Raw genomic sequence first — 16,936 nt, forward strand, 5'->3', positions numbered from 1 at the left:
GGGTGGCCCTTCCGGTCGGTGATCGGTACGTCCCCATAGACTGCACACGTCCTGTGCCGTCCGGTACGCAGTTTCGAGTATTCGGGAGACCCCGCCGTGACCGAGCAGCAGCCCCTCTCCGAACACACCGCGGATGTGATCGTCGTCGGGGCCGGTCCGGCCGGTTCGACGACCGCGTACTACCTCGCCAAGGCCGGCCTGGACGTCCTGCTCCTGGAGAAGACCGCGTTCCCGCGCGAGAAGGTCTGCGGCGACGGTCTGACCCCGCGCGCCACCAAGCAGCTCGTGGCGATGGGTATCGACGTCTCCGAGGAGGCGGGCTGGCTGCGCAACAAGGGGCTGCGCATCATCGGCGGCGGGGTGCGCCTCCAGCTCGACTGGCCGGACCTGGCCAGCTACCCGGACTACGGTCTGGTGCGCAAGCGCGACGACTTCGACGAGCAGCTCGCCCGGCAGGCCCAGAAGGCCGGGGCGCGGCTGTACGAGCGGTGCAACGTGGGCGCCCCGGTCGTCGACGACCGCACCGGCCGCATCACCGGCGTGCACGCCAGGCTGGGCGAGGACAAGACGCCCGTCACCTTCCGCGCCCCGCTCGTCGTCGCCGCCGACGGCAACTCCACGCGCCTGTCCCTCGCGATGGGCCTGCACCGGCGCGAGGACCGGCCGATGGGCGTGGCCGTGCGGACGTACTTCACCAGCCCCCGGCACGACGACGACTACCTGGAGTCCTGGCTGGAGCTGTGGGACCGGCGCGGGCCGGGCGAGGACCGGCTGCTGCCCGGCTACGGCTGGATCTTCGGCATGGGCGACGGCACGTCCAACGTCGGTCTCGGCGTCCTCAACACCTCCGGCTCCTTCAAGGAGCTGGACTGGCGCGAGGTGCTCAAGGCCTGGTGCGCCTCGATGCCGGAGGACTGGGGGTACGTCCCCGAGAACATGACCGGCCCGATCCGCGGCGCCGCCCTGCCCATGGCGTTCAACCGCCAGCCGCACTACACGCGCGGGCTGCTGCTGGTCGGCGACGCGGGCGGCCTGGTCAACCCGTTCAACGGCGAGGGCATCGCGTACGCCATGGAGTCCGGGCAGCTCGCCGCCGACGTCATCGTCCAGGCGCACGCCCGCGCGACCCCCGCACAGCGGGAACTGGCCCTGCACAACTACCCGAAGGTCCTCAAGGACACCTACGGCGGCTACTACACGCTGGGCCGCGCCTTCGTGAAACTGATCGGCAACCCGAAGGTCATGAAGATCGCGACCCAGCGCGGTCTGACCCACCCGCTGCTGATGAAGTTCACGCTGAAGATGCTGGCCAACCTGACCGACCCCACGGGCGGGGACGCGATGGACCGCATCATCAACGGCCTGTCGAAGGTGGCCCCGAAGGCCTGAACGCCTTCCGGTAGGCGGTCGGCGGGACGCCGACCGTCCGGGTGAAGTGGCGGCGCAGGTTCGCCGCCGTGCCGAGCCCGCTGCTCTCGCCGATCCGCTCGACGGACAGGCCGGTGGTCTCCAGCAGGAGCTGGGCGTGCGCGATGCGCTGCTGGAGCAGCCACTTCAGGGGCGTGGTCCCGGTGGCCTCCAGCAGGCGCCGGTGAAAGCTGCGCGGGCTCATCCGGGCGCGGCGCGCCAGGTCGTCGACGGTCAGCGGGTCGGCGAGGTGCTCGACGGCCCACTGGAGCACCGGTCCGAGGCCGTCGCCGCCGTCGGCGGGCGGCACCGGCGCGTCGATGAACTGGGCCTGGCCGCCCGCCCGGTGGGCGTGCACCACCAGACGGCGGGCGAGCTGGTTCGCCACCCGCGCGCCGAGGTCGCGCCGGACCAGGTGCAGGCACAGGTCGAGGGCCGCCGTGGCGCCCGCGCTGGTCAGGACGGTGCCCTCGTCGGTGTAGAGGACGGAGTCGTCGACGATGACGGCCGGGTGGCGCTTGGCCAGCGCGGCGGTGTGCTGCCAGTGCGCGGTGGCGCGGCGGCCGTCGAGCAGCCCGGCCGCGGCGAGGGCGAAGGAGCCGGTGCACAGCGACACCATGCGCGCCCCGGCTGCGCCCGCCGCCCGCAGCGCCTCCACCAGGTCGGCGGGAACGTCCTCGCCGTCGTCGACGACCCGTTCGGGGACGGACGGCACGATGACGGTGTCCGCGCCGGCGAGGGCGTCGAGGCCGTGGTCGGTGCGCAGCGCCCAGGGGCCCGCCGTGGTGTCGCCGGTGCCGCACAGGCGCAGCTCGTACCAGGGGGCGGCCAGGTCGTCGTGCGGGATCCCGAAGACCGCCAGGGCGATCGACAGTTCGTACATCTCCCAGGGTGAGATGCCCAGTCGCGTGTCCGGTACGACGGCGATGGCGACGGTCCCGGGGCTCATGGGACCGAGCGTAACCGCGCCCCGCCGGGCGCGCGGCAGGAATTTTGCGGAGCCCGGCAGTCCTGCCGCTGTCGGCGGCGCCGGCGCCCTGCGAGATTGACGATCATGAGCAACGCATTTGTCACCCACACCGAAGCACCGCACGTCACCGTCCTGGGCCTGGGCCGGATGGGCTCGGCCCTGGCCGCCGCCTTCCTCGCCGCGGGCCACCCCACCACTGTCTGGAACCGCACCCCCGCCAAGGCCGACGCCCTCGTCGCGGAGGGCGCGGTCCGCGCGGACACCGTCGCCGACGCCGTCACCGCGAGCGGCCTCGTCGTGGTCTGCGTCCTGGACTACGCGTCCGTGACCGCCCTGCTGGAGCCGGTCGCCGGGTCGCTCGCCGGGCGCACCCTGGTCAACCTGACCTCCGGATCCCCCGAGCAGGCCCGTGAGATGGCCGCCTGGGCCGCCGGCCACGGCGCCGGCTACCTGGACGGCGGGATCATGACGACGCCGGAGGGCGTGGGCCACCGGACCAGCATGATCCTCTACAGCGGTGCGCCCGAGGTGTTCGCCGCCCACCGCGACACCCTCGCCGTCCTCGGCGACCCGATCGACCTGGGCGCCGACGCCGGGCTGGCCTCGCTGTACGACGCGGGACTGCTGGGGCTGATGTGGTCGGTGTTCGGCGGCTGGCTGCACGCCACCGCGCTGGTCGGCGCGGACGGGGTGGCGGCGGGCGCCTTCACCCCGGTCGCGATCCGCTGGCTGACCACGGTGGGCGTCTTCATGGACCGGTACGCCGGCCAGATCGACGCCGGCCACTACCCGGGCGACGACGCCACCATCGACGTCCAACTGGCCGCCGTCGAGCACCTGCTGCACGCCGGCCGGGAGCGCGGCATCGACGGCCGGCTGCCCGAACTGCACCGCGAGCTGATGGCGAAGGCCGTCGCCGAGGGCCACGGCGGCGACAGCTACGCCCGCCTGGTGGACGCCTTCCGCCGGCCCTGAACCGGTACGGCACGATGAGCGCATGACCGATGGATCGCGTGGACCGATACGCACCGGCGGGGCGTTGCCCCTGACCGCGGTGACCGCCGGGACGGTCGCCATGGTCGTCTCCTACGCCGGGCCGCTCGCCCTCGTCCTGGCCGCCGCCTCGGCGGCCGGGCTGTCGGAGGCGGAGGCGTCGTCGTGGGTGTGGGCCGTCTCCGTCGGCGCGGGCGTCACCTGCGTCGGGCTGAGCTGGTGGAGCCGGGCCCCGGTCATCACCGCGTTCTCCACGCCCGGTGCGGCGATCCTGGTCACCGCCCTGCCCCAGCACGGTTACGCCGAGGCCGTCGGCGCGTTCCTCGCGGCGGGCGTGGCGGCCACGGCGCTGACGGCGACCGGGGTCTTCGCGCGGGTGATGGCCCGCATCCCGGCGGGCGTGGTCGCGGCGATGCTCGCCGGGACGCTGTTCTCCTTCGGTACGGCCGTCTTCACCTCGGTGCGGTCCGCCCCGCTGCTCGCCGGCGCCATGCTGCTGGGGTACCTCGTGGCGCGGCGCCTGGTGCCGACGTACGCCGTGGTGTGCGCGCTGGCGGCCGGGCTGGCGGTGGCGGGGGCGACCGGCGGCCTGGCGGTGGACCTGCCGGGGCTGGGCCTGGCCGTCCCGCACCTGACAGTGCCGCGCTTCTCGGTGGGGGCGCTCGTCGGGATCGGTGTGCCGCTGCTGGTGGCGACGCTGGCGGGGCAGTACGCGCCCGGCATGGCGGTGCTGAACGCGGCCGGGTACCGGCCGGACAGCCGGGTGGTGTGCGGGACGACGGGCCTGGTGTCGGTGCTGCTGGCGCCCTTCGGGTCGCACGCCGTCAACCCGGCGGCCATCACGGCGGCGATCTGCACCGGGCCCGACGCGCACCGGGACCCGGCCAAGCGCTGGATCGCCGGGGTGACGTGCGGGGTGGGGTACCTGGTGGTCGGGTGCTTCGGCTCCACGCTGGTCGCCCTGTTCACCGGGCTGCCGAAGGCACTGGTCGCCACGCTGGCCGGGGTGGCGCTGCTCGGCTCGATCGCGGGCAGCCTGGCCCGTACCGTCGCCGACGAACGCGACCGGGAGGCCTCCGTCATCACGTTCCTGGCGACCGCGTCGGGCGTCACGATCGCCGGGATCGGCTCACCGTTCTGGGGCCTGATCGCCGGTGTGGCCGCCCACGTCCTGCTGGGCGGGGGCACGCCGAAGGGCCGTCGCTCCCACCCCGAGCGGGGGAGCGACGGCCCCACGGGCGTCGTGCGGACGCCTCAGAGCACGCGGACCGCGCCGGACGGCGGGTCGTAGTCGAGCGACCGCTCGACGACACCGGTGCCGGGGTTCTGCGCGCCGACGAACATGCCACCGCCCACGTAGATCGCGACGTGGTACGAGTTGCTCCTGCTGCCCCAGTAGAGGATGTCGCCCGGCTGGAGGTTGTCCAGCGAGACGGAGGTGCCGCGGCTCGACTGGTCGCCGGAGACGCGCGGCAGATCGATGCCGGCCTGGCGGTAGGCGGCCTGGACCAGTCCGGAGCAGTCCCAGGAGTTGGGGCCGGTGCTGCCCATGACGTACGCGTCACCGACCTGGGCACGGGCGAAGGCCACGACCGCGGCGGCGGAACCGGTCGCCTGGCCGGCGTCGACGGAGGAGCCGCCGTCGTCGGAGGAGTCGGCGGACGCGGAGAGCGTGGTGCGCTCGGAGGAGCGGGAGGCGCGCTCGGCGGCCTCGGCCTGGGCCTTCGCCTCGGCCTTGCGCTGGGCCTCCTCGGCCTCGGCCTTGCGCTCCGCCTCGGCCTTGGCCTTCTTGGCGTCCTTGGAGGCCTTGAGGGCCGCCGCGTCCTCCTGGGCCTGGAGTTCCTGGTCGAGCGCGATCCGCTGGGTCGTCTCGGCGGAGGCCGCGACGGCGCTCGACAGGTCCGCGGAGAGGTCCGCGTTGAGGGTGGGCATCTCGATGGTCTCGGTCACCGGCTCGGCGTTCGCCGGCCCGGCAGCACCGGCCACCGCGATGGTGCTGAGGACGCCACCGGCAACTCCGGCCCGCAGCGCGAGCTTCGAGGCGCTCCGGCGGGGCTTCCGGTGGCTGGGTATGTGAGCGGTGTGGGACATGAGTACAACCGCTATCAGGGCCACACGGTTCCCTTCAAGAAACGTGTGTTGCGCCACAGTTGCGCGCGGATCGGTTGAATCCGCTTCCGTGTGCTCCTTATTGACGCCGTAACGGACAATGCGGACTCGGGTGATCACGGCCGTGATCATGGGTTTTCCGTGAAACGTCCGAATTGCCGTGCGCTTACCACTCCTTCACGCCGGTGGCCAAGCCCGCTTTTCCCGGCCCCCTCCCGGAGTGACGCACGTCACGAAGAGGTCGCCGACGGGGATGCCCGGAAGATCGTGAAAGCGCGCACGTGTCCACTTCCGTACCTCCGGGCCCCTCGCGTGAGTGAAGCGAGGTCCTTTATCACTCGTGCGAGTCCAGGGCGAATTTGCCCGCAGCGGCCGTAGCTTGATAGGGCGCACCCCTCTTGACCAGCTCCGACCGCAGGAAATGTCACGTCTTGTGAGTGTCTGGACACGGGCGGTATGAAGATCACCTCTGCCGGTGATTCATGATCCTTCGTCGGGTGGTGGAGATCACAAAGGCGTTGCTGTACCCCGTGTCGCAGATCACAGATCGACGGGCATAGGATGCGAAGCAGTCGGGCTTGTGAACTGCCTCACATATGCACGATCTTCGCGAGGCGGCGAGGCGGTGCCCGGTGCGGTCCATCGGTCAAGGACGACTGGAAGGAGCGAGGAGCGTGAATGCCTACGCGCCCATCCTCGTGCTCGGCGCCCTCGGGGCAGGGTTTGCGATCTTTTCCGTGGTCATGGCCACGCTTATCGGCCCAAAGAGGTACAACCGGGCGAAGCTTCAGGCATACGAGTGCGGCATCGAGCCGACCCCCACTCCGGCCGGAGGGGGCCGCTTCCCCATCAAGTACTACCTGACGGCGATGCTCTTCATCGTCTTCGACATCGAGATCGTCTTCCTCTACCCCTGGGCCGTCACCTTCGACGCCCTGGGGCTTTTCGGGCTCGTGGAGATGTTGCTCTTCGTGCTCACCGTCTTCGTCGCCTACGCGTACGTGTGGCGGCGCGGCGGCCTGGAATGGGACTGAGGGGCTGAGGGGCACCACATGGGACTCGAAGAGAAGCTGCCGAGCGGTTTTCTGCTGACGACCGTCGAACAGGCCGCGGGCTGGGTGCGCAAGGCGTCCGTCTTCCCCGCGACCTTCGGCCTCGCCTGCTGCGCCATCGAGATGATGACGACCGGGGCCGGGCGGTACGACCTGGCCCGCTTCGGCATGGAGGTCTTCCGCGGCTCGCCGCGCCAGGCCGACCTGATGATCGTGGCCGGCCGGGTGAGCCAGAAGATGGCACCCGTCCTGCGCCAGGTCTACGACCAGATGCCGAACCCCAAGTGGGTCATCTCCATGGGGGTTTGTGCCTCGTCGGGCGGAATGTTCAACAATTACGCGATCGTCCAGGGCGTGGACCACATCGTCCCCGTCGACATCTACCTGCCGGGCTGCCCGCCGCGTCCGGAGATGCTCATGGACGCGATCCTCAAGCTCCACCAGAAGATCCAGAGCTCCAAGCTCGGCGTCAACGCCCGGGAAGCGGCCCGCGAGGCGGAGGAGGCCGCGCTCAAGGCGCTGCCCACGATCGAGATGAAGGGGCTGCTGCGATGACCGACCGGCCGAACCCCGACCAGGACCCCGGCGCGCAGAACCTGCCCGGGCAGCGCGGGGACAGCGGCGAGGAGGTCCGCGTCCAGCGCGGCATGTTCGGCGCGAACAACGGCGGCGACACCTCCGGCTACGGCGGCCTCGTCCGCTCCGTCCGCCTCCCCGGCCCGGCCACCCGCCCCTACGGCGGATGGTTCGACGAGGTGGCGGACGAGCTGGAGGGCGCCCTGGAGGAGCAGGGCCTCCTGCCTTCGAGCGCCATCGAGAAGACGGTCGTCGACCGCGGCGAGCTGACCTTCCACATCGCCCGCGAGCATCTGGTGCGCGTCGCCCGCACCCTGCGCGACGACCCCGCCCTGCGGTTCGAGCTCTGCACGGGGGTCAGCGGCGTCCACTACCTCGGGGACAAGGGCCGTGAGCTGCACGCCGTGTACCACCTGCGCTCGCTCACCCACGGCCGGCTGATCCGGCTGGAGGTCTCCGCCCCGGACACCGATCCGCACGTCCCCTCGCTCGTCGCGGTCTACCCCACCAACGACTGGCACGAGCGCGAGACGTACGACTTCTTCGGCCTGGTCTTCGACGGCCACCCCGCCCTCACCCGGATCATGATGCCGGACGACTGGCAGGGCTTCCCGCAGCGCAAGGACTACCCCCTCGGCGGCATCCCCGTCGAGTACAAGGGCGCCCAGATCCCGGCTCCGGACCAGCGGAGGTCGTACTCGTGACCACTCCACCTGCCAGCCCCCGCGAGACCACCGAGGGCACCGTCTACACGGTCACCGGCGGCGACTGGGACGAGGTCGCCCGGTCCGCGGCCAAGGCCGACGACGAGCGGATCGTCGTCAACATGGGGCCGCAGCACCCGTCCACCCATGGAGTGCTCCGGCTCATCCTGGAGATCGACGGCGAGACGGTCACCGAGGCCCGCTGCGGCATCGGCTACCTCCACACAGGCATCGAGAAGAACCTCGAGTACCGCACCTGGACGCAGGGCACCACCTTCGTCACGCGCATGGACTACCTGACGCCGTTCTTCAACGAGGCGGCGTACTGCCTGGGGGTGGAGAAGCTCCTCGGCATCGAGGAACAGATCCCCGACCGGGCGACGATCATCCGTGTCCTGCTCATGGAGCTCAACCGGCTCTCCTCCCACCTGGTGTGCATCGCCACCGGCGGGATGGAGCTGGGCGCCACCACGATCATGATCTACGGGTTCCGGGACCGCGAGATGATCCTGGACCTGTACGAACTGATCACCGGACTCCGGATGAACCACGCGTTCATCCGCCCCGGCGGCCTCGCCCAGGACCTGCCGCCCGGCGCCGTCGACCAGCTCCGCGAGTTCGTGAAGACGATGAAGAAGAACATGCCGGAGTACGACAAGCTCGCCACCGGCAACCCCATCTTCAAGGCCCGCATGCAGGACATCGGCTACCTGGACCTGTCCGGCTGCATGGCCCTCGGCGCCACCGGCCCGATCCTCCGCTCCGCCGGCCTGCCGCACGACCTGCGCAAGACCGACCCGTACTGCGGCTACGAGACGTACGACTTCGACGTCCCCACCGCCGACACCTGCGACGCCTACGGCCGCTTCCTCATCCGCCTGGAGGAGATGCGCCAGTCGCTGCGGATCATCGAGCAGTGCCTGGAGCGGCTGGAACCCGGCCCGGTCATGGTCGCCGACAAGAAGATCGCCTGGCCCGCGCAGCTCGCCCTCGGCCCGGACGGGCTCGGCAACTCCCTGGACCACATCAAGAAGATCATGGGCACCTCCATGGAGGCCCTGATCCACCACTTCAAGCTGGTCACCGAGGGCTTCCGGGTCCCGCCCGGCCAGACCTACACGGCGGTCGAGTCGCCCAAGGGCGAACTGGGCGTCCACGTCGTCAGCGACGGCGGCACCCGCCCCTACCGGGTCCACTTCCGCGACCCCTCGTTCACCAACCTTCAGGCCATGGCGGCGATGTGCGAGGGCGGCCAGGTCGCCGACGTCATCGTCGCCGTCGCGTCCATCGACCCCGTGATGGGAGGCGTCGACCGGTAATGACAGACGTCAGCTTGGGGATGCCGCAGCTCCCCGCCCCCGACTATCCGGCCGATGTACGCGCCCGGCTCGAAGCGGACGCCCGACAGGTCGTCGCCCGCTACCCGGACAGCCGGTCCGCGCTGCTCCCGCTGCTGCACCTGGTGCAGTCGGAGGAGGGGTACGTGACCCGCACCGGCATGCGGTTCTGCGCCGAGATGCTCGGCCTGACCACCGCCGAGGTCACCGCCGTCGCGACCTTCTACACCATGTACCGGCGCGAGCCGTCCGGCGACTACCAGGTCGGGGTGTGCACCAACACCCTGTGCGCGGTGATGGGCGGCGACGCGATCTTCGAGGAGCTCCAGGAGCACCTCGGCGTCGGCAACAACGGGACCACGCCCGACGGCAAGGTCACCCTCGAACACATCGAGTGCAACGCCGCCTGCGACTTCGCCCCCGTGGTGATGGTCAACTGGGAGTTCTTCGACAACCAGACGCCCGACTCCGCCAAGCGGCTCGTCGACGACCTCCGCGCCGGGCGCCCCGTCGCACCCACCCGCGGCGCGCCTCTGTGCACGTACAAGGAGACCGCCCGCATCCTGGCCGGCTTTCCCGACGAGCGCCCCGGCGCGGTCGAGGCGACCGGCGGCGCCGGACCCGCCTCCCTGATCGGCCTGAAGCTCGCCAAGGGCGAGGCCGCGCCCGGCGCCCGCGTGGTCCACCCGCGCGGCGAGGCGAAGCGGGACGAGCCCACGCCCGGCTCCGGGCACCTCAGCTCGCACGACGCCCCGCAGCCGACGTCGGCCTCGGACCCCGACCACCCGTCCGGCCCGGTTGCCGAGGAGGGGGAGTGATGACGTTGGCACCCGAGACCACCAGCCCCGAGAAGCTGCTCTCGCCGGTCCTGTCCGCGTTCTGGGACCAGCCGGACTCCTGGACGCTGGACACCTACAAGCGGCACGACGGGTACGAGGGGCTCAAGAAGGCCCTCGCCATGACGCCCGACGACCTCATCGCCTACGTCAAGGACTCCGGCCTGCGCGGCCGCGGCGGCGCCGGCTTCCCCACCGGGATGAAGTGGCAGTTCATCCCCCAGGGCGACGGCAAGCCGCACTACCTCGTCGTCAACGCCGACGAATCGGAACCCGGCACCTGCAAGGACATCCCGCTCCTGTTCGCCAACCCGCACTCCCTCATCGAGGGGATCGTGATCGCCTGCTACGCGATCCGGTCCAGCCACGCCTTCATCTACCTGCGCGGCGAGGTCGTGCCCGTGCTGCGCAGGCTCCACGAGGCCGTCCGCGAGGCCTACGCGGCGGGCTACCTCGGCAAGGACATCCTCGGCAGCGGACTCGACCTCGAACTCACCGTGCACGCCGGCGCCGGCGCGTACATCTGCGGTGAGGAGACCGCGCTGCTCGACTCCCTCGAAGGCCGCCGCGGCCAGCCCCGGCTGCGTCCCCCCTTCCCCGCGGTCGCCGGTCTGTACGCGTGCCCCACCGTGGTGAACAACGTCGAGTCGATCGCCTCGGTTCCCGCGATCCTGCACCGGGGCAAGGACTGGTTCCGGTCGATGGGCAGCGAGAAGTCCCCCGGCTTCACGCTCTACTCGCTCAGCGGCCACGTCGCCTCCCCCGGCCAGTACGAGGCGCCGCTCGGCATCACGCTGCGCCAGCTCCTCGACATGAGCGGCGGGATGCGGCCCGGCCACCGGCTGAAGTTCTGGACCCCCGGCGGCTCGTCCACCCCGATGTTCACCGACGAGCACCTCGACGTCCCCCTCGACTACGAGGGCGTCGGCGCGGCCGGCTCGATGCTCGGCACCAAGGCCCTCCAGTGCTTCGACGAGACGACGTGCGTGGTGCGGGCGGTCACCCGGTGGACCGAGTTCTACGCCCACGAGTCCTGCGGCAAGTGCACGCCCTGCCGGGAGGGCACCTACTGGCTCGTCCAGCTACTGCGCGACATCGAGAGCGGGTCCGGCACCCTCGGCGACCTCGACAAGCTGAACGACATCGCCGACAACATCAACGGCAAGTCGTTCTGCGCCCTCGGCGACGGTGCCGCCTCGCCGATCTTCTCGTCGCTGAAGTACTTCCGCGGCGAGTACGAGCAGCACATCACGGGCAAGGGCTGCCCCTTCGACCCGGCCAGGTCGACCGCCTGGGCGGACAACCACGTGGAGGTGACGGCGTGACCGTCATGGCATCCGGCCCCGCCCAGGGCGGCGGCGCGGCCGTCCCACCCGAAGACCTGGTCACCCTGACCATCGACGGGATCGAGATCTCCGTCCCCAAGGGGACGCTGGTGATCCGCGCCGCCGAACAGCTCGGCATCGAGATCCCCCGGTTCTGCGACCACCCCCTCCTCGACCCGGCCGGCGCCTGCCGGCAGTGCATCGTCGAGGTCGAGGGCCAGCGCAAGCCGATGGCGTCCTGCACCATCACCTGCACCGACGGCATGGTCGTCAAGTCGCAGCTCACCTCGCCCGTCGCCGAGAAGGCCCAGGTGGGGGTGATGGAGCTGCTGCTCATCAACCACCCGCTGGACTGCCCGGTCTGCGACAAGGGCGGGGAGTGCCCGCTCCAGAACCAGGCCGTGTCCCACGGGCAGGCCGAGTCCCGCTTCGACGGGCGCAAGCGGACCTACGAGAAGCCCGTGCCGATCTCCACCCAGGTGCTCCTGGACCGCGAGCGGTGCGTGCTGTGCGCCCGCTGCACCCGCTTCTCCAACCAGGTCGCGGGCGACCCGATGATCGAGCTGATCGAGCGCGGCGCCCTCCAGCAGGTCGGCACCGGCGAGGGCGACCCGTTCGCGTCGTACTTCTCCGGCAACACCATCCAGATCTGCCCGGTCGGCGCGCTGACCTCGGCGGCGTACCGGTTCCGCTCCCGCCCCTTCGACCTGGTCTCCAGCCCGTCGGTCTGCGAGCACTGCGCGGGCGGCTGCGCCACCCGCACCGACCACCGGCGCGGCAAGGTCATGCGCCGGCTCGCCGCCAACGACCCGGAGGTCAACGAGGAGTGGCTGTGCGACAAGGGACGCTTCGCGTTCCGGTACGCGCAAGCGCGCGACCGGCTCACCACGCCGCTGGTGCGGAACGCCGCGACCGGTGAGCTGGAGCCCGCGTCCTGGCCGGAGGCCCTGGAGGCGGCGGCCCGCGGCCTGGTGCGGGGCCGCACCGGTGTCCTCACCGGCGGGCGGCTGACGGTGGAGGACGCCTACGCGTACGCCAAGTTCGCCCGGGTCGCCCTCGACACCAACGACATCGACTTCCGGGCGCGCGTGCACAGCGGCGAGGAGGCCGACTTCCTGGCCGCCCGGATCGCCGGCCACGGCAAGGACCTGGACGGACAGGGGGTCACGTACACCTCCCTGGAGCAGGCGCCGGCCGTGCTGCTGGTCGGCCTGGAGGCGGAGGAGGAGGCGCCGGGCGTCTTCCTGCGGCTGCGCAAGGCGTGGCGCAAGAAGGGGCAGCGGACCTACGCGCTGGCGCCGTACGCGACCCGGGGCCTGGAGAAGGCGGGCGGCACCCTGCTGCCGGCCGCGCCCGGCACGGAGCCCGAGTGGCTGGACGCGCTGACCTCCGGGACGGGCCTGGACGCGGACGGCTCCGCCGCCTCCCGGGCGCTGCGGGAGCCCGGCGCGGTCATCCTGGCCGGTGAGCGGCTGGCGGGAGTGCCGGGCGCGCTGACCGCGGCCGTGCGCGCCGCGGCGGCGACCGGGGCGGAGCTGGTGTGGATCCCGCGCCGGGCCGGTGAGCGGGGCGCGGTGTGGGCGGGCGCGATCCCGTCGCTGCTGCCGGGCGGACGGCCCGCGACCGATCCGCGCGCGCGGGACGAGGTCGCCGCCGCGTGGGGCGTGCGCGAGCTGCCGCACCGGTACGGGCGGGACACCGGCCAGATCCTGGAGGCCGCGGCCACCGGCGAGCTGGGCGCCCTGCTGGTCGCCGGTGTCGAGGTCGCCGACCTGCCGGACGCGGCGCGGGCGCGGGAAGCGCTGGACGCGGCGTTCGTGGTGTCGCTGGAGCTGCGGCCGGGCGAGGTCACCGAGCGGGCTGACGTGGTCCTCCCGGTGGCCGCGGTCGCCGAGAAGTCCGGCACCTTCCTCGACTGGGAGGGCAGGGCCCGGATGTTCGAGGCCGCGCTGAAGCCGGAGCACATGACCCGGACGCTCGCCCCGACGGACGCGCGGGTGCTGCACATGCTGGCCGACACCATGGACACGCACTTCGCCCTGCCGGACGTCAACGCCGTGCGGCGCGAGCTGGACCGGCTCGGCGCCTGGGACGGCACCCGGGCGGGCGACCCCGTGGAGTCCGCCGCGCCCCTGCCCCGCGCGGGCGAGGGCGAGGCGGTGCTGGCCGGCCACCGGATGCTGCTGGACCTGGGCCTCCTCCAGGAGGGCGACGAGGCCCTGGCCGGCACCCGGCACGCCTCGGTGGCCCGGCTGTCGGCGGCCACGGCGGCGGAGACGGGCGTCAAGGACGGCGACCCGCTGACGGTGACGGGCCCGGCCGGGTCCGTCGAACTGCCCCTGGAAGTGACCGTGATGCCCGACCGGGTGGTCTGGCTGCCGCTGCACTCGACCCCCGGCGGCGCCCTGTCCGCCCTGGGTACCGTGCCCGGCCGGCTGGTCCGCCTCGCCCCGACGACCCCGCGCTCCGCGGCCCGCACGGAGGTGGAGGCATGATCCCCTACACCCTGGCGGCGGAGGACCTGTCCCTGTTCGGCCGCGACCCCTGGTGGCTCGTGGCGGTCAAGGCGGTCTTCTGCTTCGCCTTCCTGATGATCACCGTGCTCTTCTCCATCGTGTGGGAGCGCAAGGTCGTCGCCTGGATGCAGTTGCGCATCGGCCCCAACCGGCACGGCCCCTGGGGCCTCCTCCAGTCCCTCGCGGACGGCGTCAAGCTGATGCTGAAGGAGGACGTGATCGTCAAGCGGGCCGACAAGGTCGTCTACGTCCTCGCCCCGGTGATCGCCGCCATCCCCGCCTTCATGGCGATCGCGGTGATCCCCTTCGGCCCGGCCGGCAACGAGGTCTCGATCTTCGGCCAGCGCACCACGATGCAGCTCACCGACCTGCCGATCGCGATGCTCTACGTCCTCGCGGTCGCCTCGGTCGGCATCTACGGCATCGTGCTGGCCGGCTGGTCCTCCGGCTCCACGTACCCGCTGCTGGGCGGTCTGCGCTCGTGCGCGCAGATGATCTCCTACGAGATCGCGATGGGTGCCGCGTTCGCCTCCGTCTTCCTCTACTCCGGGTCGATGTCGACGTCGGCGATCGTCGAGGCGCAGGCGGACCGCTGGTACATCATCCTGCTGCCGGTCTCCTTCATCATCTACATCGTCACGATGGTCGGCGAGACCAACCGCGCCCCGTTCGACATGCCCGAGTCCGAGGGCGACCTGGTCGGCGGCTTCAACACCGAGTACAGCTCCATCAAGTTCGCGATGTTCATGCTCGCCGAGTACGTGAACATGGTGACCGTATCGGCGGTGTCGGTGACGCTCTTCCTGGGCGGCTGGCGGGCCCCGTACCCGGTCTCCACCTTCTGGGAGGGCGCGAACCACGGCTGGTGGCCGATGCTCTGGTTCGTCATCAAGGTGCAGCTACTGCTGTTCTTCTTCATCTGGCTGCGCGGCACCCTGCCCCGCGTCCGCTACGACCAGCTCATGAAGCTCGGCTGGAAGGTCCTCATCCCCGTCTCGGTCGTCTGGCTGATGCTCGTGGCGACGGTGCGGGCGCTGCGCAACGAGAACTACGACTTCCAGGAGATCGTGCTGTACGTGGCGGGCGCGGTCATCGCGGTCCTGCTGCTCTCCTTCGTGGCCGACGTCTTCCGCGGCAGGAAGGCCGGTGACGAGACGGGGACGGGCGCGCCGCCCGCCGAGTTCGACCCGATGGCCGGCGGGTTCCCCGTGCCCCCGCTGCCCGGCCAGACCCTGCCGCCGGTGCCCCGCAGGCGGCCGCGTTCCCAGCGCGAGCTGATCGTCAGTGGCGGCGCCGAAACCGAACGTGACGGAAAGGAGGCCGACGGTGTCTGAGGGCAACTTCCAGAATCCGGTCGCCGGCTTCGGCGTGACCTTCAAGGCCATGTTCAAGAAGCGGCTGACCGAGCAGTACCCGGAGCAGCCGAAGACCACGGCACCCCGCTTCCACGGCCGGCACCAGCTCAACCGGCACCCGGACGGCCTGGAGAAGTGCGTCGGCTGCGAACTGTGCGCGTGGGCCTGCCCGGCCGACGCCATCTACGTGGAGGGCGCGGACAACACCGACGAGGAGCGGTACTCGCCGGGCGAGCGGTACGGCCGCGTCTACCAGATCAACTACGCCCGCTGCATCCTGTGCGGACTGTGCATCGAGGCCTGCCCCACCCGGGCGCTGACGATGACGAACGAGTTCGAACTGGCCGACAGCTCCCGCGAGAACCTGATCTACACCAAGGAGCAGCTCCTCGCGGGTCTGGAGGAGGGCATGGTCGACGCGCCGCACGCGATCTTCCCCGGCATGACCGAACAGGACTACTACCGGGGCCTGGTCACCGAGGCCGCCCCCGGCACGGTCCCGCAGGCGGCCGTGAGCAAGGGCGAGGGCGGGGACGGGAAGCCGCAGGAGGGCGCGTCGGACTTCGGTGACGACGAGCCCGCGTCGAAGAAGGTGATCGGCGCATGAGCGCGCTCGCCGCCGCGGCCTCCACCGGTGAGGCCGTGCAGTTCTGGGTGCTCGGCACCGTCGCCGTCGTCGGCGCGCTGGGCACGATCCTGATGAAGAAGGCCGTCCACAGCGCGCTGAGCCTGGCCGCCACCATGATCATCCTGGCGGTCTTCTACCTCGCCAACGGGGCGTACTTCCTGGGCGTCGTGCAGATCATCGTCTACACCGGCGCGATCATGATGCTGTTCCTCTTCGTCGTCATGCTCGTCGGCGTCACCGCCGCCGACTCGCTGAAGGAGACCCTCAAGGGCCAGCGCTGGCTGGCCGCCGGCTGCGGACTCGGCTTCGGCATCCTGCTGGTCACCGGCATCGGCCGGGCCTCGCTGGACACCTTCGAGGGCCTCGGCACGGCGAACGCCGGCGGCAACGTCGAGGGCCTCGCCGCCCTGATCTTCACCACGTACGTCTTCGCCTTCGAGATCACCGGCGCGCTCCTGATCACCGCCACCGTCGGCGCGATGCTGCTGACGCACCGGGAGCGCACGGAGCCGGCCCGCACCCAGCGGGAGCTCTCCGAGCAGCGGGTGCGGGAGGGCAAGCACCTGCCGCCGCTCCCGGCGCCCGGCGTCTACGCCCGGCACAACGCCGTGGACATCGCCGGCCTGCTCCCCGACGGCACCCCGTCCGACCTCACCGTCAGCAGGACGCTGCGGGATCGCGGCCAGATCCGCGACGTCTCCCGGCAGGCGCTGGAGGACCTCAAGGCGCTGGAGCAGCGCGCGGAGGAGCGCCTGGGCCGCGGCCCGTCGGAGCCCCAGGCGTCGAGGCCGCAGGACCGCAAGGAGGAGAACGCGCAGTGAATCCGGTCAACTACCTGTACCTGGCCGCCCTGTTGTTCACCATCGGCGCGGCCGGGGTGCTGATCCGGCGGAACGCGATCGTCGTGTTCATGTGCGTGGAGCTGATGCTCAACGCCTGCAACCTGGCGTTCGTCGCCTTCTCCCGTATGCACGGCAATCTCGACGGCCAGATCATCGCCTTCTTCACGATGGTCGTCGCCGCCGCGGAGGTCGTGGTCGGCCTCGCGATCATCGTGTCGCTGTTCCGTTCCCGCCACTCGGCCTCGGTCGACGACGCCAGCCTGATGAAGCTGTGAGGGGCTGAATC

16 protein-coding genes are annotated in these 16,936 nt (G+C 71.4%); 14 read left to right on the plus strand and 2 right to left on the minus strand.

Annotation, left to right across the window (positions count from 1 at the left end; genetic code table 11):
* Positions 1–96 precede the first annotated feature (96 nt).
* Positions 97–1,389: a geranylgeranyl reductase family protein gene (locus ACZ7LK_RS06250; RefSeq protein WP_392272592.1), complete on the plus strand. Its 1,293-nt coding sequence runs from the start codon at positions 97–99 to the stop codon at positions 1,387–1,389.
* Here the strand turns inward: ACZ7LK_RS06250 and ACZ7LK_RS06255 are convergent.
* Positions 1,355–2,356 carry a GlxA family transcriptional regulator gene (locus ACZ7LK_RS06255; protein ID WP_392272591.1) on the minus strand — a complete coding sequence of 334 codons (1,002 nt, stop codon included), beginning with the start codon at positions 2,354–2,356 and terminating at the stop codon, positions 1,355–1,357. The two genes, ACZ7LK_RS06250 and ACZ7LK_RS06255, sit on opposite strands and share 35 nt — an antisense overlap.
* A 105-nt stretch (positions 2,357–2,461) precedes the next feature.
* On the opposite strand from ACZ7LK_RS06255, the gene ACZ7LK_RS06260 reads away from it, so the two are divergent.
* Both ACZ7LK_RS06260 and ACZ7LK_RS06265 read left to right on the plus strand, forming a co-directional pair.
* On the plus strand, positions 2,462–3,352 hold the full coding sequence (locus ACZ7LK_RS06260; RefSeq protein WP_392272590.1) for an NAD(P)-dependent oxidoreductase: 891 nt from the start codon (positions 2,462–2,464) through the stop codon (positions 3,350–3,352).
* A 22-nt stretch (positions 3,353–3,374) separates the two neighbouring features.
* Positions 3,375–4,661 (plus strand): benzoate/H(+) symporter BenE family transporter, encoded by a 1,287-nt coding sequence (locus ACZ7LK_RS06265; RefSeq protein ID WP_392272589.1) that lies wholly within the window; start codon positions 3,375–3,377, stop codon positions 4,659–4,661.
* Here ACZ7LK_RS06265 and ACZ7LK_RS06270 read toward each other — a convergent pair.
* Positions 4,625–5,461, minus strand: coding sequence for a C40 family peptidase (locus ACZ7LK_RS06270; protein WP_392272588.1), 837 nt, complete (start codon positions 5,459–5,461; stop codon positions 4,625–4,627). The two genes, ACZ7LK_RS06265 and ACZ7LK_RS06270, sit on opposite strands and share 37 nt — an antisense overlap.
* Positions 5,462–6,153: 692 nt before the next feature.
* On the opposite strand from ACZ7LK_RS06270, the gene ACZ7LK_RS06275 reads away from it, so the two are divergent.
* From ACZ7LK_RS06275 to nuoK, 11 genes are read left to right on the plus strand one after another with little or no spacing between them, the layout of a single operon-like run.
* Positions 6,154–6,513, plus strand: a complete 360-nt coding sequence (locus tag ACZ7LK_RS06275; RefSeq protein WP_392272587.1) for an NADH-quinone oxidoreductase subunit A — start codon at positions 6,154–6,156, stop codon at positions 6,511–6,513.
* An 18-nt stretch (positions 6,514–6,531) separates the two neighbouring features.
* Positions 6,532–7,086, plus strand: coding sequence for a NuoB/complex I 20 kDa subunit family protein (locus ACZ7LK_RS06280; RefSeq protein WP_126885586.1), 555 nt, complete (start codon positions 6,532–6,534; stop codon positions 7,084–7,086).
* The gene (locus ACZ7LK_RS06285) at positions 7,083–7,811 is read left to right on the plus strand and encodes an NADH-quinone oxidoreductase subunit C (RefSeq protein ID WP_392272586.1); all 729 of its coding nucleotides are present in this window, start codon (positions 7,083–7,085) and stop codon (positions 7,809–7,811) included. Before ACZ7LK_RS06280 ends, ACZ7LK_RS06285 begins: the two co-directional genes overlap by 4 nt.
* Entirely contained in the window at positions 7,808–9,130 is a 1,323-nt protein-coding gene (locus ACZ7LK_RS06290; RefSeq protein ID WP_392272585.1) for an NADH-quinone oxidoreductase subunit D, read from the plus strand. Before ACZ7LK_RS06285 ends, ACZ7LK_RS06290 begins: the two co-directional genes overlap by 4 nt.
* Positions 9,131–9,150: 20 nt before the next feature.
* Positions 9,151–9,966, plus strand: a complete 816-nt coding sequence (nuoE, locus tag ACZ7LK_RS06295; RefSeq protein ID WP_392272696.1) for an NADH-quinone oxidoreductase subunit NuoE — start codon at positions 9,151–9,153, stop codon at positions 9,964–9,966.
* Entirely contained in the window at positions 9,966–11,309 is a 1,344-nt protein-coding gene (gene nuoF / locus ACZ7LK_RS06300) for an NADH-quinone oxidoreductase subunit NuoF (RefSeq protein WP_392272584.1), read from the plus strand. Before nuoE ends, nuoF begins: the two co-directional genes overlap by 1 nt.
* Positions 11,306–13,804 (plus strand): NADH-quinone oxidoreductase subunit G, encoded by a 2,499-nt coding sequence (locus tag ACZ7LK_RS06305; RefSeq protein WP_471138699.1) that lies wholly within the window; start codon positions 11,306–11,308, stop codon positions 13,802–13,804. The genes nuoF and ACZ7LK_RS06305 overlap by 4 nt, the downstream gene beginning before the upstream one ends.
* Positions 13,801–15,159 (plus strand): NADH-quinone oxidoreductase subunit NuoH, encoded by a 1,359-nt coding sequence (gene nuoH, locus ACZ7LK_RS06310; protein ID WP_471138701.1) that lies wholly within the window; start codon positions 13,801–13,803, stop codon positions 15,157–15,159. Before ACZ7LK_RS06305 ends, nuoH begins: the two co-directional genes overlap by 4 nt.
* Positions 15,152–15,787: an NADH-quinone oxidoreductase subunit NuoI gene (gene nuoI / locus ACZ7LK_RS06315; protein WP_392272581.1), complete on the plus strand. Its 636-nt coding sequence runs from the start codon at positions 15,152–15,154 to the stop codon at positions 15,785–15,787. The genes nuoH and nuoI overlap by 8 nt, the downstream gene beginning before the upstream one ends.
* Positions 15,784–16,629: an NADH-quinone oxidoreductase subunit J gene (locus ACZ7LK_RS06320; protein ID WP_392272580.1), complete on the plus strand. Its 846-nt coding sequence runs from the start codon at positions 15,784–15,786 to the stop codon at positions 16,627–16,629. Before nuoI ends, ACZ7LK_RS06320 begins: the two co-directional genes overlap by 4 nt.
* A complete protein-coding gene (gene nuoK, locus ACZ7LK_RS06325) occupies positions 16,626–16,925 on the plus strand; it encodes an NADH-quinone oxidoreductase subunit NuoK (RefSeq protein WP_069927518.1) in 300 nt (99 codons plus the stop codon). The genes ACZ7LK_RS06320 and nuoK overlap by 4 nt, the downstream gene beginning before the upstream one ends.
* Positions 16,926–16,936 lie beyond the last annotated feature (11 nt).

The sequence above is a fragment of the Streptomyces sp. NPDC039423 genome (assembly GCF_055598725.1).

What these genes read in the sequence shown, in the direction of transcription:
- nuoH (WP_471138701.1), top strand. Translation starts at nt 13,801, where the DNA reads ATGATCCCCTACACCCTGGCGGCGGAGGACCTGTCCCTGTTCGGCCGC.
- nuoF (WP_392272584.1), top strand. Translation starts at nt 9,966, where the DNA reads ATGACGTTGGCACCCGAGACCACCAGCCCCGAGAAGCTGCTCTCGCCG.
- ACZ7LK_RS06270 (WP_392272588.1), bottom strand. Translation starts at nt 5,461, where the DNA reads ATGTCCCACACCGCTCACATACCCAGCCACCGGAAGCCCCGCCGGAGC.
- ACZ7LK_RS06265 (WP_392272589.1), top strand. Translation starts at nt 3,375, where the DNA reads ATGACCGATGGATCGCGTGGACCGATACGCACCGGCGGGGCGTTGCCC.
- ACZ7LK_RS06255 (WP_392272591.1), bottom strand. Translation starts at nt 2,356, where the DNA reads ATGAGCCCCGGGACCGTCGCCATCGCCGTCGTACCGGACACGCGACTG.
- ACZ7LK_RS06260 (WP_392272590.1), top strand. Translation starts at nt 2,462, where the DNA reads ATGAGCAACGCATTTGTCACCCACACCGAAGCACCGCACGTCACCGTC.
- ACZ7LK_RS06285 (WP_392272586.1), top strand. Translation starts at nt 7,083, where the DNA reads ATGACCGACCGGCCGAACCCCGACCAGGACCCCGGCGCGCAGAACCTG.
- ACZ7LK_RS06280 (WP_126885586.1), top strand. Translation starts at nt 6,532, where the DNA reads ATGGGACTCGAAGAGAAGCTGCCGAGCGGTTTTCTGCTGACGACCGTC.
- nuoE (WP_392272696.1), top strand. Translation starts at nt 9,151, where the DNA reads ATGCCGCAGCTCCCCGCCCCCGACTATCCGGCCGATGTACGCGCCCGG.
- ACZ7LK_RS06320 (WP_392272580.1), top strand. Translation starts at nt 15,784, where the DNA reads ATGAGCGCGCTCGCCGCCGCGGCCTCCACCGGTGAGGCCGTGCAGTTC.